The following is a 14,350-nucleotide window of genomic DNA, read 5'->3' on the forward strand; positions in this document are numbered from 1 at the left end:
AGGTCGGGTTATTGATTTATGAAGTCGTAAAATTAACCGATAACTCAGTATCTGACAGCCTGAAACAGAAGATCATGTTTTCCAGTTCTTTTCGACATAAAGCATAAAAGAAAATATTTTCCCTCCTAAAAGATCATATTTCTTTATTAGTTCAAGGGTTCCCTCAAGTTTATATAATTCATTGATCATTTCCAGTTGGGAAATGCATTCCAACAATGACGCATGAGCATAGGTGAGAAATTTTAGAAAATCCTGTTTGTATACTTTTCGACCATATCCCTCAACAATAGCATCCTTAATACTTTTTGAGGATCTTCTTACTTGACTTCCCTGTTCATATAATTCAAACTTCGGCAACTTTAAGGAAAGCTTATGGACTTCAATAGCATATTCAAAAGCTAAATTGTAAATATCAAGATCCTTGTGGCTTTTCATGCTTCATCATTTTCTGGATTTCACCAATTTAAAAAAATTCAACCGACAACAGAGAACCGACAACTGACAACTCTAATAAGTAATCGTCTTCGAATACGTCAATTCCACCGTAGCAAGGATCTCCGCTATTTTTTCTCCCGCATTCCCATCTCCATAAAGTTCTGAAGAAGGATAATGTTCTCTTACAAGAGCATTTTTGGTTACCTTCAGGATCTGCTCTCTATTGTAATCTACATCTGTAACATTTTGTGCCCGGCTCCTCCTGTGTTGACGGTTTCCAATATTTACAACAGGTACTCCAAGATAGGCACATTCACGTAATCCTGCACTGGAATTCCCTATTAAAGCTTTTGCATTTTTTAGAAGTTTAAGGAAGTCGATAGGATTCATATTCTTGAAAAAGTGAATATTTCCTGGTTTTTCCAGTTCACGGAAAGATCGGATCCCGTTTGATGTGCCGTCTGATCCTGCATCTACATTAGGCCAGAACCAGAAAGTGGGATAATCAAGAACTTTAATGGCATGTAGTGTTTCCAGCACATGCTTTTTAGCTTGTTTATACTCTGTGGTTACAGGGTGCTGCATCACCACAATATAGCCCTCCTGCCAGTTTAATTCCATCCCGACTCCGCCATATTTTGCAATAGGATTAAAATTTAGGTTTGGATTTTCACTTACCATTTTCGCAAGATCAATCGAAGGGCATCCGGTATTAATTACTTTCTCAGGTTCTTCTCCTAGTTTTATTACACGTTCCCGTGCGTCATGGGTGCAGACGAGGTGCAGATCGGCAAGTTTTGTATTAGCATGCCTTACTTTCTCATCGATACTGCCGGTTACTTCTCCGCCCTGTATGTGAACGAGGGGAATGTTTTGATAAGATGCTGCAATGGAAGTTGCGATGGTTTCAAATCTGTCGGCAATGGTAATCACCGCATCTGGTTTTAGGTTGTAAAAGACATTAGTAAGTTCCATCACTCCCAATCCGGTGGTCTTAGCCATAGTGGTGGGATTTTCTCCCTCCAGTACCATAAATACTTTTGCAGCGATGGGAAAACCGTCCTTTTCAATGAAATCCACGGCATTTCCGTAACGGTCCAGTAAGGCCGAACCGGCAATTACCAGTTGCAACTCCAGGTCTGGATGATTTTGTATTGCAGTGAGTGCTGTTTTTATTCTGCTGTAGGAGGGGCGGGCAGTGACTACGACGCAGATTTTTCTTTTCATTCGGTTCCCGGTTTGATGTTTTCGGTTTGGAGTAGCTAATGTAGCAAATTTGTCTGTTCTTTTTTGCATTGCATTCCTCTCCCTGTGGTCGTCGGATGCAGGCAAAAGAACCAATCCCGAAGCGTCGGGACTAGGTTTACGAAAATTTGTCTAAATTTTTTGTTCGGCACCTAAATTGTAGGAACTCGCGGGAAAAAGAACAGTAAAAGAGAAAAAGCAGCTTAGCTCAAACAGCCTAAAATTTCACCCCCGATAGCTATCGGGGTTTACTTCAAATTTTACGACAAATTTTCGTAGGCCGTTTTAAACTTAAACTATCCATAGTTAAACAGTAAAAAGTAAAATCTGCTAATAAAAAACATAGTGCCTGTCAGTCTGAGCCTCCTTATATGCCCGGCAGGGCAGAGAAGGAGAAGGTCGAAGACGACAGGAGTTATTATAAATTCCCAATCCAACAAACGATAAAGTAAAAACTCTCCATTTCCTACTTCCCATTTCCCGCTCTCCACCATTTTTCCGAAATTCGAAATTTTCTTATATTTGTCAAAGCAATATCATTTGAAAAATGAACTACATAATGTCCTTTCAGGAAAGAGCGAAGTTAGGTTTGGAAAACTTATCCAGGCAATCGCCAATTACCTTAAAGATGGCGCGCAAACAAGCTCAACTTCTCAGAACAACAAGTACTACAAGAAAGAAGAAACAAAGAAATTAATAAAATATATTTCTGAGAATAATCTTTGGATCGATATCGACACATCGCAATATGTTAGTGAAGGAGCTGAACAGAAAGTCTATTTAAAAGATACCGAGAAGGTTCTAAAATTAAACGATAGCATTTACTATACTTCCTGGAAAGATTATTTTTATAATCTCCTCCTACATAACTACTTTTTTCCAGACACGGCATATAATTTAAAAGGGTTTACAACCGATAATAATATTCTGTATGCAGTAGTAGAACAATCTTTCGTGTCAATTACTGAAAGGACAGATCTTGCTCAAGTTAAAGCATTTTTAACTCTAAATGGGTTTGAAAATAATCGCAACAACGACTATTTCAATCCTCAATTGGGTATCATTTTAGAGGATTTACATGACGAGAATGTCTTAACCAAAAATGATATTCTATATTTTATTGACACGGTCTTTTACTTAACTGAATCCTTTTGGAGTGCTGAAAATTTCAATAGTTAAAAAACTAACCTTCAGCAGGTAAGCAAAAACGAACTCAGGAACTTTCTCTACCGACTCTCGACTACCGTCTAAAGATTGTTCACAATAAACCGTTTTTGATTTTTACCCCTCACCCTAAAGGGAGCCCAAAAACGCATTTTATTAAACAGCAATCAACTACCGACTCCCGACCACCGTCTAAAGACTTTTCCAGAAACAACAAACTACTCAAGGTCCTCCTCCTGTAAGAACTCCCACTGCACCAAATTTCTGCTCAAATTTTTCCCGATCACCTCCCTAAAATTTGAAGCCTCAATCCCAAAACCTTTAGGTTTTTTAGCTTCCAGATCCTCAAAAGTGAGGATATGACCTGCAGGTAGATCTTTGTTCACGGCAAGGGATTTTTCGAAGATGTTTTTTAAATCCTTAAAAGCCGTATTGTCAGATTTATCCACCGGGTGTTGTTGTGCCAGAGAAATATTTTTAACTGCGGAAACTAACTGTCCAATTTCCTCTATTTCCAATGAAGAACTTGCATCGGGACCAAACATTTTCCGGTTGAACACAGCATGGAACTCGAGGATCTCAGCTCCCAAAGCGGCGGCGGCGATGCAGGTTTCAATTTTAGCAGAATGATCTGAATATCCTACTTTGACCCCATATCTCTCCTTTAACTGCTGAATCACATTGAGTCCGTAATTTTCAGGACGGGTAGGGTAGGAGGTAGTACATTGGAGGATTGAAAAATCAACATCAAGTTTTTTTAAAAAAGCAACAGTCTCATCCAGTTCCGCAAAAGAACTCATTCCGGAAGAAAGGATAAGTGGCTTGTTTGTGGTAGCGATCTTTTGCAGCAGCAGAAAATTATTTACTTCACCCGATCCAATTTTATAGCGTTTCACATTCAGCTCCTCAAGAAGGTCCACTGCTGCATTGCTGAAAGGCGATGCCATGAACTCTAAACCCACCTCCTCGCAATGGGATTTAAGTTCCTGCCATTGTTGAAGAGAAAATTCCATACGCTTCCAGTAGTCAAACCTGGTCTTGTCCTGGCTAGAGAATTTCACTCTGAAAGGTTCATGCAGGCTGCTCTCGGCTTCGGCAATATGGACCTGGAACTTAACGGCATCGACCCCGGTTTTCGCCAGGGCATCGATATAGGAATGGGCAACCCCCAGACTGCCCTCATGGGCCTGTGCTATTTCTGCTATTAGAAACATATTATCTGTTTACGGTTTTCTGTTTACCGTTAGAAAGCTAAAGTAGGAAATTTTGATCGAAAACGTCATTGCGAAGGAGCTGGGAACTGCTGCGACGACTTTTGTTAATGGTAACGTCATTGCGAGCGAAGCGACGCAATCTGCCGCAATTTTCCTTCATCATGATCCGAGTACTTCCCGGCTTCCGAATTGTTGAATGGGCAATCTGTTTCGACCTGGTCACGAAGAGGCCTGGAGGTAACTACTGACAGATTGTTGCGTTTCTCCTCCGGACTTTCTCGCAATGACGGTCCGCTGTGGAGAGTCGCTTTGAACTAATCCGGCTTTCAATTACCTCTTTGAAGGAACTGCAGTTTCGCCGGAGAGGGTAAACGTAAACAGAAAATTATTTCTATATATTTGAACCCAAACAAAATTAGAATTGAGAAAGCCCCTGAACTTCAAAGATCACAAAAAAATTCCTCTCTTCTACTGGAGTGAAAGGCGATTTATCTTTAGAGAGAAGGAGAACTACGGAGATTTGCTTTCAAAATACCTGGTAGAGAAGATCAGCGGAAAAGAGACACGGTTTGTTCATCCTAATAAGCAGGCATGGTACAAAACTAAAAAAGCTAACCTTTTGGCAATAGGGAGTATCATACATCACGCATCCAGAGACAGTGTAGTTTGGGGCAGCGGAATTATTGATCATGAACAGGATCTTGAAAAAGCTGATTTTCGAGCCATTCGTGGTCCCAGAACCAGGGAGTATCTTTTAAATTTGGGCTATGAATGCCCTGAAGTATATGGAGACCCGGCCATCCTGCTACCAGATCATTATAATCCGCAGGTGGAAAAGAATTCTAAATTAGGTATAGTACCACATTATCATGATTATCAAACGGCGTTGAAGATCTTTGGAGGCATGGAGGAAGTAAAGGTAATAGATCTGCTCACGATGGATGTGGAGGCAACTACCCAAGAGATCCTGGAGTGTGAACGCATTCTTTCCACTTCCTTACACGGCTTAATTGTTGCTCATGCCTACGGAATTCCGGCAGTTTGGGTGAAAATGTCCAACAAGATCTTCGGAAATGACATCAAATATACCGATTACCTGGAATCAGTTGGTCTGGAAACCTATGAAGCGGAATTTATAGAAAACAGAATTTCAGAAGAAAAGATTTCAGAAATGTTTGAGAAATATCCTACCCTGGTTTCCGAGGAAAAACTTAACGAGCTAAAAACCGGATTACTGGAAGTGATACCATTTTGATGAGTACAGAAAATCAGGACAAAAACAAGGAGCACTATGATCGCCTGTATAATGATGGGCAGGTGAGCAATATTCTGCACTGGATCCACAACCTGGATACCTTCCTCAATTCTGTGACTACTACCGAGATCAGTTGGTTTGCTATTTATAAAGATAATTTCAAGGATAAACTAGCGGGAAAGAAAGTGCTGGAAATGGGCTGTGGAGATTGTACGAATGCAGCAGTGATGGCAGCTCTTGGTGCTGAGGTCTATGCGAATGATATTGCCGATTCCAGCGGAAGAATAATAGACCTGCTAAATGAAAACTACAAATTCAACTATGCAATAAAGTTTATTCCTGGCGATTTTATTGAGAACGCGCTGGAGGGAAATCAGTTTGATTTTGTAATTGGCAAGGCTTTCCTTCATCACCTGGAAATTCCGCTGGAAGAGAAATTTCTCGCAGAAACTGCCAGGCTCTTAAAGTCAGATGGAGAGGCCCGTTTTTTCGAGCCAGCCGTAAATTTACAATTGCTTGATGAAATCCGTTGGCATATACCGGTAGGAAAGCGACCGTCCAAATTTCAGAAAGAGAGATTCAGGGAATGGAAAAGCAATGACCCACATCCCGATCGTACCTTCAACAGTAAACATTTCGAAACAGTAGGTAAAAAATTTTTTAAGGAGGTGGAAATCCATCCCGTAGGTACACTGGAGCGTTTTAGCAGATTTTACAAATGGGGAGAAAAAAAGAACAGGTTCAAACAATGGGCGTTGAAAGCAGAGCAGAATTTACCTTACAGTTTGAACAGGAGTCTTACAAGGAGCCAATTGATAATTTACAGGAAGCCTCAGCTGTAGTAGTGTAGCCATGATGAAGGGCGCAGTAGCCTCAACCGATTGCCACGTCCTCCTGCGTCGGACTCGCAATGACGGTTCGCATCGGGAAACGTCATTGAGAGGAAAGCGAAGCGCCCGTGGCAATCCGCCGCAGGTAACCCCAATGCTGGTTAGGTCTTCCTTACCACTCCCTCATAAAAAGCAATATTCTCCTCCACCACCACTTCTGTAGAAAACTTCTCTAAAACCCTTTCCCTGGCAGCTTTGCCTACCTGCTTCGCAAGTCCCGGATTATTTAAAATTTCAAGAACTTTTTCAGCATATAAGCCATGATCTTTTGGACCTACAGTATAACCCGTTTCTCCGTTAATCATCACCTCTTGTGCCCAACCAATATCTGAAGTCACCAATGCTTTTTCCATAGCCATGGCTTCAATCCAGGTCATGGGCAGGGCTTCTGCGAAGGAGGGAAGAACTACTACCTGGGCTTTAGCGATCTCCTCCAGAATATTGTCGTAGGGTAAATTTCCCAGCCATTCTACCTTTTTTGCCGCTACCGGACTAAATTGTTCCTCCATTAATTCCCTGGTCGACCTTCCGGTCCTGATATCCCGCACATCCTTCCCTGCCAGTCGAAACTTTGCTGCAGGCATTTGCTCCACGATCCTGTTAAAGATATCGGGCAGTTCCAGCAACCCTTTTTTTCTAATAAGGCTTCCGAAGTAAAGAATTACCTCTTTTTCTTTTTTTTCATGCTGCGGTAGAAAACGTTTTACATCTATGGAATTGGGAATTGTTATAATTTTCTTTTTAAGTTGAAAGATCTTCCGGGTTTCTTCTGCCGTAAAGTTGCTTACAGATAATAAATGGTCTGCTCCCTGCAGTGCCAGTTTCTCAAACCAGAAATTCTTTTGTTTCTGTTTTCTGTTTTCCAGTTTACAGAAATACGCATCACTGCCGTTCATTCTTATTACCAAAGGGCAACGCAGTTTCATAAAAGCGGTAATTCCAGTCCAGTCCGGTGCTTCTATGGCGTCTATTTTATCTACCGCAATATGTTTGTTGAGGTAATTCTGAAGGAATTTCCGGTGCAGGTACCAGCCAAGTATTTTGAAGCTTCTATGTTTTATGAAATGAAATCTTATTCCATTTTCGGTAAAGATATCATCCTCCTGCTGGTCAAATATGAAAACCGAAATTTTCACTCCTTTGTCTGCAAGGGCAGTCGCCATATTTTTTATACTTGTACCGAGTCCTGCGGCAGGACCGGTCCGGGGATGAGGGTATTCGGGAGTTAAAAAAGCTATATGCATTTTTAATTGTTTGTTATGTTGTCATTGCGAGCTTGCCTGTCGGCAGACAGGCGCAGCGAAGCAATCCGTCACTCGTTTCCGCCATTCCTGTCATTGAGAGCCTGCCAGTATCGGCAGACAGGTGGAGCGAAGCAATCCGTCACTCGTTTCCGCCATTCCTGTCATTTTCATCCATTGCTTCCCTGTGAAGGAAGTCTGTTATCAGGATCTTTGTAAATTCTTGAGCCCCGCTTAAATTTAAATGTCCGCAGTCAGCGAATAAATTTTCTTTCCTGTCAAAAATGTCAATATAATTATAAATTTCTGATAGCTTATCCTGCAGTTTCATGGCATAGTCCCTGTTTTCAACTTGCTGGCAATAGGGAGCAAAAAAATAGTGAAGCTTTGTTCTATTTCCCGAAACCATTTTTTCCATATTGGACAGGACCCTGTTGGTATCAGCTATTTTGGCAGGCAGGGAGCCGTAGAGTTGTTTTCCTGTACCCGTTAAAGGATAAAATCCATTTTCATAATCTTTTCCTGGGTCATTGTGGATGGTTTGATTTAAAATTTCCCTAAAACCTACAATTTTTTCGTATTTGAGATATGCATAAAATGGAAAATTCAAGATATATGAACCATCGTCTTCAATCTCCAATTCTTCACGGATAGCAGGATGACTTCTAAAGGGTATTAATGTGGCTTTAAAAGCAGGAGTAAGGTCAGCACTTTTCTCGTTATAGGAATAATCTACCTGAAGAAAAACATGGTCTGCAACTATCCCTTTTTCAAGTAAAAGCTTAAGCAGGACATAGGAATCCTTAAGAGAACTGCCGGCGACTCCCAGATTGATACAGGATTTCCCTGTGATTTTTTCAATAATTTCACAATCAATAGTATTCTCGGTACGGGAAGAGCCTAAAAAAACAAACTCATAATGATCTCCTTCTTCAAGGGATAGCACTTTTTGAAGTTTATTACGTACTATACCTTTTTTAAAGACATAATCATAAACCTGCTCCAGCAAAACAACCCCGATAACAAATACCCCAAGAATCTTTAAAATGTAGAGGATAAAACCTTTCATTAGAACTGAAAATAAATAAATTCCTGATAGTCAGAATACACTCCTAATGTAAGTAACGCGATTATAACAGCAGTTATCTTCAGCCATCTAAATTTTCCTCTAAAAGGATGTTCATAGTTTCGGTGAAACCATTCCACGCCTGTAAAAATAGCCAGAAGGATTAGTAATTCAATACTGAACCTTTCTACGGGAAGATATTCAACATCAAACTTTGGTGAAACAAAAATCCTGTTGATGTACTCAAGTGCAGCAGAAACACTTTCAGATCTAAAGAATATCCAGGTAAAAGTTACGAGAGAAAAAGTTCCCAGTATTTTTGAAAAATCTCTCAAAGAAGGAAAAACCTTATTATCGCCTTCCGTTTGCAAATACTTCCTGTTTGTTTTTGTAATTAAAAGAGGTATAAAAAGAAGGGCATGGATTGCACCCCAAATAATGAAGGTCCAGTTTGCCCCGTGCCAGAAACCGCTTAAAAGGAAAACAATTGCTACATTCCTAATTCGGTACCATTGGCTTCCCCGTGATCCACCCAGAGGGATATAAACATAGTCCCTAAACCAGGTAGAAAGTGAGATGTGCCATCTCCTCCAGAATTCTCCAATATTCCTTGAAAAATATGGATAGTTAAAATTTCTCATTAGGTCAAACCCGAACAGCTTTGCAACACCTATGGCTATATCTGTATAACCCGAAAAATCTGCGTAGATCTGGAAGGAGAAATAAACAGCTCCTAAAATCAGTGTCCCCGAATTATAGCTTTCATAATTGTTAAAAATAGAATCTGCGTAAATAGCACAAGTATCTGCAATCACCATTTTTTTGAAAAGCCCCCATAAAATGAGGTTTATCCCCTGAATTGCCTGCTCCGGATTAAAAGTTTTCTTCCTGCCAAACTGGGGTAAAAGATTTGCTGCCCTCTCTATAGGCCCTGCCACCAACTGGGGAAAGAATGAGACAAAGGCGGCAAAATTGATCAGGTTTTTAGAAGCTTTTATTTTTTCTTTATAGATATCAATGGTATAACTTAAGGTCTGGAAGGTATAGAAGGAAATTCCTATAGGGAGGATAATATTAAGGCTGGAAATATTAAAATTTACTCCCAAACCTTCCCAGGCTTCTATCCAACTTTCCAGGAAGAAGTTGTAGTACTTAAAAAACCCAAGAATCCCAAGATTAAGGAAAAGGCTTAGAATTAAAAGTTTTTTTCTAACTCCTTCTGTCTTTTTCTTTTCGAGAGCTAAGCCTATGAAAAAATCGGCAAGAGTACTAAAAGCCAGAAGACCGAGGAATCTATAATCCCACCATCCATAAAAGATATAGCTGGAAATAAGAATAATTATGTTTTGAATTCTTTTAGATCCCCGAAAAGACCAATAAAGAATAAAGGTTACAGGAAGGAAAACAAGGAAAGCAAGAGAATTAAAGAGCAAAGTCCGGGTTCTGATTAATTATTTCACGACTATGTTCTCAATTTCTTTCCATATCCTTTCAGAAGCTTCCTGGGGTGGATGTACATTTATTTTCTGAAACCACTTTTTAGTTTCCTCAAGATCTTCCGTAGTTGCCGAAAGTGCATATTTCAACTTTTCAGAAATTTCCTCTTTGGAATTTAGCCAGAAAACGGCCTTATTGGAAGGCATAGATCTGAAGTGAACAAAGTTGTAAACCTTTTGGGGAGTCCAGGATTTGTCCTCTTTATTTTCAACTTCATAATTCAGGTACAAACTGGGTTTATTAAAGATTCCGTAGTCGAATACCATGGAAGAAGCGAGATTTACCACAGCTTCTGTGTGAATTATAGTGTTTATTTGAAGAGCAAGATCCTTTTTTGTGGGTAAAATAGTATTCCAGTTTTCACCTACTTTTTTCCATAGGGGAGCAATGGGAGTGATATGATCCTTGTGCCTTGTTAATACTTCCTCATAACGATCTGAAAAGTCCACCGGACATCTCCTGAATATTATTCCCAAATTGGAACCTTCGCTATTGAGCTTTTTTACTGAATCGGCAATGTCATCCAGATACTGAGGATCATCGGGGCAGGTAGTTTTATCATCTCCACTAAAACAAATATATTCTTTAGAAAGATCAAGATTATGTTCCCGGAAAAAATCTTGGCGACTCTGTCTCAAAGTCAGGTCAAAATGGGGCTCAAACTGCGGACTCCCCGTCACTAAAGCCTGTTCCGGTTTAATATGAGGATAATACTTCAGAAGTTCCATCTTCATGTAGTCACTCCAAACAAAATAGTAATCTGTTTCCACCACCATGGTAGCCTTTGGCAGGTTGTCCCAGGAAAAAATAAACGTACCCGTTGGAATGTTCAAATCCAGGGCGGCAGTGAGAGGGGCGATAGCAGCTGCAGGTCTCTGATTAGTACAAAAAATAAAATCCGGTTTTTCTTTTTGCAGGATTGTTTTGCAATGTTCATAAAAGGAGCCTTTTCTCTCTGAAGCTTTTAATTTTTTTCGCAGCTTCTGCAATCCTTCTTCTCCCGGGTGCTTATCAGTTAATGAGCTGACTATGCTATTCTTAATCAAATCTTTTACTCCTTTATTAGAAGTTGGAAATTTATAGGTTTGATAAACAGAATCCTCAAACTTTCTGAAAAAATGGTCTAGTTCTGCTTCTATTTTTGCCCTTTTCAGCAGGTCTGTTTTGGAACGGATTCTTCCCTGAAGTTTAATTTGGCTAAAATTGAATGGGGAAAGATCAAATGGAGTATGATTCCAAAAGACGACCTCCCAACCTAGTTTTTCTCCTATTGCCACAAAAGAGGTAAAGGCAAAATTCCTCAGGCCTACTCCATCGGGAAGCAGGATAAAAATTTTCTTTCTAGCTGTCAAGTCGGCTGCTGATTAGGTTGAATCAAATATAGGGTTTTTTGGGAATGGGGAATGGTGAGTGGTTAAATTCTAGATTGGTTATTTGGTAATTTATAATTGCAAATATAAAAGAGCCAGGAATTCACGAATATCTCTGTTATAGACTTCTAAGTGAAAGGTTACACTTTGGAATTTGGTATTTGTACTTAATCTGAAATTCTCATTAATTCTCGTAATTTGAGATTATGGGTTTAGCCTCATCCCTTCTTCTCTTATCTGCCAAATATTCCTCAATTAAACCTGCATCAAAACTCCTGTAAATTATCTTCAACACTTCCGGACTAAGATCCTTATTCCTGCAGATTTTTCCCGAACCTTCTTGTACTTTGGGTAATATTTTCTCCGCCTCGTAATCCTTCAGTATTTCAGGAAGGATTTCGCCACCTTTTAAGATAACTTTGTTTCCAAAATCATGAAGGTCATCATTGTAACTAATTTCCGGGCGAAACTGGTGCAAAATTTCTCCCTTATCCACCTCTGTAGTAGCTAGATGGATAGTGCCACCAATACATTCGGGTTCTCCAAAGAAATATGGAAATAAATTAGTGGCTGAACCGCGATAGTAAGGAGAAAGCCCAAGATGCAAATTGATGATTCTCCTGAAATATTTTTCTAGTAACTTTTCCTTGATTATAGAGGTTCCAAAGAGGATAATGTAATCTGCTTTTGCGTTTTCTATAGTTTTAACTAACTGCGAACTATTGATTTCTCCATGCTCAACTTTTACTAAAGGTATATTAGAAGGAAGTTCGCTGTACTCTCCAAAATATTTCCTTTCTGAATTTTCTCTGGCTATAAAATGTTGCCTGATGAATAAGGCATCGTTCTCGTCATAAGCTCCGGTTTCGGTTATGCTTGATGATTTTTTTTCAGTAACAATTAGTGCAAGGTCGAGTTTGGAAGCCAGGCAGTGAGCAATATATTTATGCCGCAGGCTATTGCTTGTAAGTAAAACTGTTCTCATATATGCCATTGCCTTAGAGCTGCAAGTTTAAAAGGATCTTCATTTCCAAACAAATTGTTTTTCCCACCGGGCAGATCGTTACAGTCGTACCTGGCCAAAAGCAAACTATCTTCATCCAGAGAGGCATTAGCTGCCCTTTCCATGCTAAAGCCTAACTCAAATCCTGCCTTTTGAACTATTTCCTGAATCCCTTCACAGGAATCCCGGGAGCCATATGGATAACTTATGGTACTTGCCTTTTTCCCAAATCGAGCTAGGAAGAAAGCCTGCGTCTTGTGCATTTCTTTTTTTACTTCGGAAGGCTGCAGCCGCCCCAAGGGTAAGTGCCGGTGCGAATGGGATCCCAAAACACCTTTTTTATGCAATTCTTGAAGCATTTCTTCTGTAAAGTAAAGTTCTTCTGCAACTTTCTCTTCCTCAAAGATTTCAGCGAACAAAGGTTCCACAAAACTCTCTTGCTGCTGGATGCTAAGTTTAAAATTAAGTAGATATTTCAACAGGGCGTTCTCTTTGCTGTCATAATTGTAATGTTTTACAGCAGCCATTATCTCCTTTTCTGAAAGTGTTTCTAAAACCAACTGCTGCAGCAGCTCTCCGGGTGCTATGTGCGACCGTAGTAAGTGAATCTTATGTACCAAAGAAACTTTGTTGTCACTGAAGTTGGAGGTGTTGATAAAAGAAATGTAAGGAATTCCCATCTCCTCCAGCACAGGTTTTGCAAGTTCATACTGTTCTTTTAAACCATCATCAAAAGTGATGAGAAAAAAGTTCTTCTCAGATGCCCTTGTTGGATAGGATACTAAATCCTCCTGTGAAATAAAGCTCCCAAACTTTGAAAGCTGTTCCAGTTGCTTTTGGAATTGCTGTGAAGTCAGACCAAAAATACTTGGGTAAGCTGCGGAAAAATCTTCGCGGATGTAATGATAATTGGCGACTATGAGCATGGGAATTATTTAAATTTTAAAAGTATTAATTTCAATTCAATATTGAAATTGTTTACTTCTAATCTAATGAATCGGGATTATTTTCCTTAAAAATGTGTAGAGCCGGTGCAAGCACTATTTATGTAAAATTTGGGGTTAAATAAAAAGCATAGATAATTAAATTTTGACAAAAAAATTATCGTTTTTTGCTAACTAGCCATTTAATTAACCGACTTTGAAATTTTTATCTTATAATTGAAAAAAATAGCTCTTTTTATTCCCTGTTATAATGAGGAGAACAGGCTAAAAATCGCTCCTTTCCAAAAATTCATTAAAGCCAATAAAGGGCAAATCGACTTTTACTTTATTAATGATGGGAGTTTGGACAATACAGGAAAGAGAATTAATGATAATCTGGTTGATGAAAAGACAGTTTTTTTAATACAGTTAAACAAGAATTTAGGTAAGGGAAATGCTTTAAGAGAAGGAATAATTTCAATTAAAGACAAAGAATATCATACATACGGTTTTATTGATGCGGATATGGATATTCCCCTGGAACAGATATTAAAGTTGTACAATAACTTAATTCCAAGTCCATATTTAATGGCAATAAGTAGTAGAGATCTTTATCGTTCAATCAAAATATCTCGCTTTCGTTCTCTTAGCAGTGTTGCTATGGTGTTTATAGCCAATCATATCATCCAATTTAAACCAGAATTAAAAGATACCCAATGTGGATGTAAACTTTTTAAAAGCGAGCTTCTAGATATTTGTTTTAAAGATCCATTTATTTCTGAATGGCTTTTTGATATTGAACTATTCCTAAGGATTAAAAAGGATGATCCCAAATCCCGGGAGAAGATATGCGAAGTACCATTAAGGGATTTAGAAAAATCAGGTAAGTCTGGTTTCAAAATTGTTGAAAATTTTAAAATATTTAGGCAATTGTACCAGATCAATAAGCATTATCGATAGGATGAAGTCTAAAAAAATTCTTCTATATACCATAGCTGTATTTCTGGTAATAATATTCATTGTCCCTTTCTTGTATATAGCCAGATT

The 14,350-nt window shown here is 39.1% G+C and carries 13 protein-coding genes; 4 read left to right on the forward strand and 9 right to left on the reverse strand.

Going from position 1 to position 14,350, the window contains the following annotated elements; genetic code table 11:
- Window positions 1-72: 72 nt before the first annotated feature.
- Both VS868_RS12535 and neuC read right to left on the reverse strand, forming a co-directional pair.
- Window positions 73-435, reverse strand: a complete 363-nt coding sequence (locus VS868_RS12535; RefSeq protein WP_266068691.1) for a four helix bundle protein — start codon at window positions 433-435, stop codon at window positions 73-75.
- 72 nt (window positions 436-507) lie between these two features.
- Complete coding sequence (gene neuC, locus VS868_RS12540; protein WP_266068692.1) at window positions 508-1,662, reverse strand: UDP-N-acetylglucosamine 2-epimerase; 1,155 nt, start codon at window positions 1,660-1,662, stop codon at window positions 508-510.
- A 558-nt stretch (window positions 1,663-2,220) separates the two neighbouring features.
- On the opposite strand from neuC, the gene VS868_RS12545 reads away from it, so the two are divergent.
- A complete protein-coding gene (locus VS868_RS12545; RefSeq protein ID WP_266068694.1) occupies window positions 2,221-2,859 on the forward strand; it encodes a hypothetical protein in 639 nt (212 codons plus the stop codon).
- A 203-nt stretch (window positions 2,860-3,062) separates the two neighbouring features.
- Here the strand turns inward: VS868_RS12545 and VS868_RS12550 are convergent, their stop codons facing one another.
- Entirely contained in the window at window positions 3,063-4,058 is a 996-nt protein-coding gene (locus VS868_RS12550) for an N-acetylneuraminate synthase family protein (RefSeq protein ID WP_345597970.1), read from the reverse strand.
- Window positions 4,059-4,479: 421 nt separating this feature from the next.
- Here VS868_RS12550 and VS868_RS12555 point away from each other — a divergent pair, with 421 nt between their 5' ends.
- Window positions 4,480-5,313 carry a polysaccharide pyruvyl transferase family protein gene (locus VS868_RS12555; RefSeq protein WP_345597972.1) on the forward strand — a complete coding sequence of 278 codons (834 nt, stop codon included), beginning with the start codon at window positions 4,480-4,482 and terminating at the stop codon, window positions 5,311-5,313.
- The gene (locus tag VS868_RS12560) at window positions 5,313-6,155 is read left to right on the forward strand and encodes a class I SAM-dependent methyltransferase (RefSeq protein ID WP_345597974.1); all 843 of its coding nucleotides are present in this window, start codon (window positions 5,313-5,315) and stop codon (window positions 6,153-6,155) included. The genes VS868_RS12555 and VS868_RS12560 overlap by 1 nt, the downstream gene beginning before the upstream one ends.
- Before the next feature lie 149 nt (window positions 6,156-6,304).
- On the opposite strand, the gene VS868_RS12565 is transcribed toward VS868_RS12560, so the two are convergent.
- From VS868_RS12565 to VS868_RS12590, 6 genes are all read right to left on the reverse strand, one after another.
- Window positions 6,305-7,447: a glycosyltransferase family 4 protein gene (locus VS868_RS12565; protein ID WP_345597976.1), complete on the reverse strand. Its 1,143-nt coding sequence runs from the start codon at window positions 7,445-7,447 to the stop codon at window positions 6,305-6,307.
- 139 nt (window positions 7,448-7,586) lie between these two features.
- Window positions 7,587-8,513 (reverse strand): hypothetical protein, encoded by a 927-nt coding sequence (locus tag VS868_RS12570; RefSeq protein ID WP_345597978.1) that lies wholly within the window; start codon window positions 8,511-8,513, stop codon window positions 7,587-7,589.
- Window positions 8,513-9,943, reverse strand: coding sequence for an MBOAT family O-acyltransferase (locus tag VS868_RS12575; protein ID WP_345597980.1), 1,431 nt, complete (start codon window positions 9,941-9,943; stop codon window positions 8,513-8,515). The genes VS868_RS12570 and VS868_RS12575 overlap by 1 nt, the downstream gene beginning before the upstream one ends.
- A gap of 18 nt (window positions 9,944-9,961) precedes the next feature.
- Window positions 9,962-11,359 carry a UDP-glycosyltransferase gene (locus tag VS868_RS12580; protein WP_345597982.1) on the reverse strand — a complete coding sequence of 466 codons (1,398 nt, stop codon included), beginning with the start codon at window positions 11,357-11,359 and terminating at the stop codon, window positions 9,962-9,964.
- Window positions 11,360-11,561: 202 nt separating this feature from the next.
- Complete coding sequence (locus tag VS868_RS12585) at window positions 11,562-12,362, reverse strand: formyltransferase family protein (RefSeq protein WP_345597984.1); 801 nt, start codon at window positions 12,360-12,362, stop codon at window positions 11,562-11,564.
- Window positions 12,359-13,306, reverse strand: a complete 948-nt coding sequence (locus tag VS868_RS12590; RefSeq protein WP_345597986.1) for a polysaccharide deacetylase family protein — start codon at window positions 13,304-13,306, stop codon at window positions 12,359-12,361. The genes VS868_RS12585 and VS868_RS12590 overlap by 4 nt, the downstream gene beginning before the upstream one ends.
- A gap of 234 nt (window positions 13,307-13,540) precedes the next feature.
- Here VS868_RS12590 and VS868_RS12595 point away from each other — a divergent pair, with 234 nt between their 5' ends.
- Complete coding sequence (locus tag VS868_RS12595) at window positions 13,541-14,263, forward strand: glycosyltransferase (protein WP_345597988.1); 723 nt, start codon at window positions 13,541-13,543, stop codon at window positions 14,261-14,263.
- Window positions 14,264-14,350 lie beyond the last annotated feature (87 nt).

It is taken from the genome of Salinimicrobium sp. 3283s, from assembly GCF_039602225.1.
GTDB classification, from domain to species: domain Bacteria; phylum Bacteroidota; class Bacteroidia; order Flavobacteriales; family Flavobacteriaceae; genus Salinimicrobium; species Salinimicrobium profundisediminis.